The 2207-nt window shown below is 54.8% G+C and carries 3 protein-coding genes and 1 tRNA gene; 2 read left to right on the top strand and 2 right to left on the bottom strand.

The genetic code is table 11. From position 1 onward, the window contains the following. On the bottom strand, positions 1-768 hold a 768-nt coding region (locus tag N2315_09090), incomplete at its 3' end, for an excinuclease ABC subunit UvrA (protein ID MCX7829328.1). 129 nt (positions 769-897) lie between these two features. Between N2315_09090 and N2315_09085 the strand changes: the two genes are divergently transcribed. After that, positions 898-971, top strand: a tRNA-Val gene (locus N2315_09085). 162 nt (positions 972-1133) lie between these two features. Here N2315_09085 and N2315_09080 read toward each other — a convergent pair. Beyond that, a complete protein-coding gene (locus tag N2315_09080; protein MCX7829327.1) occupies positions 1134-1889 on the bottom strand; it encodes a 1-acyl-sn-glycerol-3-phosphate acyltransferase in 756 nt (251 codons plus the stop codon). Between the two features lie 54 nt (positions 1890-1943). On the opposite strand from N2315_09080, the gene N2315_09075 reads away from it, so the two are divergent. Next, positions 1944-2207: hypothetical protein (locus N2315_09075; GenBank protein ID MCX7829326.1), on the top strand; the 264-nt coding region annotated here is incomplete at its 3' end.

The following is a 2207-nucleotide window of genomic DNA, read 5'->3' as shown; positions in this document are numbered from 1 at the left end:
ACAGTCAGGGCAGGCATTGGTTCGGCTAAAGAAAAGTTCTTCCTCCCCATTCGGGGTTTGATGCAACACCGTCATGATGCCCTCGGCGGTCTCCAGGGCCTGCTCTACCGCTTCCGCAAGGCGGGATCGATTTTCCCGGGAGACTACGAGGCGGTCCACCACAATCTCGATGGTGTGTTTCTTTTGCTTATCCAGTTTGATGCTGTCCTCAAGCTGTACCACCAGTCCATCGATGCGGGCCCGAACAAAACCCGCCTTTCGGGCATCTTCGAGTATTTTCTGATGCTCCCCCTTTTTTCCCCGGATCACTGGTGAAAGGATCTGGACCCGCGCACCCTCTCCCAGGGCCAGGATTGTATCAATAATCTGGTCTGTCGATTGTTCCCGGATTTCCCGTCCACAGGAGGGACAGTGGGGAATGCCGATACGGGCGTAGAGGAGTCGATAGTAATCGTAAATTTCCGTCACCGTCCCCACCGTCGAACGGGGGTTCCGATGGGTGGTCTTTTGTTCGATAGAAATGGCCGGCGAAAGCCCTTCAATATAGTCCACATCGGGCTTGTCCATACGCCCCAAAAACTGACGGGCATAGGCAGAAAGGCTTTCTACGTAGCGTCGCTGTCCCTCCGCAAAGATCGTGTCAAAGGCAAGGGAACTCTTTCCCGAACCAGAAAGGCCTGAAATCACAATGAGTTTATCCCGGGGAAGCACAAGGTCGATGTTCTTTAAATTATGTTCCCGGGCTCCTTTAATGATAAGCTTATCCATACGACGCTAGCATAGCGGTACGGGCGGGAGAAAACAAGTCCTCCCTCCCCCGAAGGGGCTTTCCCTCAGATCTTCTGACAACGCAAGCCCTTGACAGGGACCAGCCCTCCATGGTATGGTGCGCCCGTCGGGCGTTTAGCTCAGTTGGCTAGAGCGCCTCGCTTACACCGAGGAAGTCGGGAGTTCGAGTCTCTCAGCGCCCATACGTACCCATCCAGCGTTGGTGATGGGTGATGAAAAACAAAGCCCACCGAACAAAACTATCCTCCATTCCTGTTATGTGTTACCAATCCCGGCGAGGGGATCCCTCTTGTACTCCGCGGGACACAAAGAGGTCCCCGGGGAAGTCCTTTGTGTCAGACTTTTTAGAGCCCTTTAGAACCAGAGCCCGAAAGCATTCGGGCAATCTGTTCCCGCACCTGTTCGGGAAGGGCCTTGCGTTCCTCAACGCTTAAGTTCTTCGTAGGAATAGGGGGACCAAAGGCAAGACGAACCGGGACGGCCCGCACGAAGCCCGTTTCTTCATACACCGCGTAACTGCCTTCGATAGCCATGGGGATAATGGGAGAACCCGCCAGGGTGGCGAGCTTAAAAGCCCCCGCCTTAAAGGGTAACAGCCCCTTCCCGCGGCTTCGGGTTCCCTCAGGAAAAATGATCATCGAAAGTCCCCGGCGGATTCGCTCCGCCCCCCCTTCGATAGCCCGGCGGGCCTGGCCTATGTTTTTTCGATCCAGGAACAGTCCGCCCAACAGGAGCACCCAGAGGTTAATAAAAGGGAAAAAAAGGATTTCCTTTTTTGCAATAAACCCAAAGGCCCGCGGTATGTATGCCAGGGCAAGGATCACATCGAAATCCCCTGGATGGTTCCCTACAAAACAGAGGCCCTCCCCTTCCCGGGGAATGTGCTCCAGTCCTTCCACGGTGACCTTACACCCCGTAGCCCAGATGACCGCCCGGGCCCACAGGCGAGCCAGCCCCCGTAACAACCAGCGGGCAAAACGGTCAAGGCCTATCACGGAAAGAAGAAAGAATAAAAGTCCCAGCGGCAGGGCGATGGCTACCGAGATCCATATGCCCGCAAACACCAGAATAGTTTTTATTAGCAAGACGAGTCTTTTCATGGCCCGTTCCCCTTTTTGCTAAGGTTTCCGCGGGATGTTGAAGATCTATTCCCCTTGTGCTACCGCGGGGATGATACCAAAAGAAACAAGGATTCGTCGAGCCTCTTCCGCTCCTTTCCAGAGAAAGGCCTGGAAACCCACGGCCCGGGCCCCTTCTATGTTGACAGGAAGGTCATCAAAAAACAGAACCTCCGCTGGAGAAAGGTCCAGAACTCTGGCACAGTGTTCGTAAATCTCCCGGTCAGGTTTATTTACCCGTACGTCGCAGGAATACACCGCCCCATCCACATCCTGGAAAAGAGGGAACCGCTGCTGGGC

The organism is Thermanaerothrix sp., assembly GCA_026417795.1.
Lineage (GTDB): Bacteria > Synergistota > Synergistia > Synergistales > Synergistaceae > Thermanaerovibrio.
The sequence above is the reverse complement of the archived record's forward strand: the minus strand, read 5'-3'. Positions and strand labels throughout refer to the sequence as shown.

Bases quoted from the DNA above. Each gene is read 5' to 3' on its own strand.
- N2315_09080 (MCX7829327.1), bottom strand. From the start codon at position 1,889: ATGAAAAGACTCGTCTTGCTAATAAAAACTATTCTGGTGTTTGCGGGC.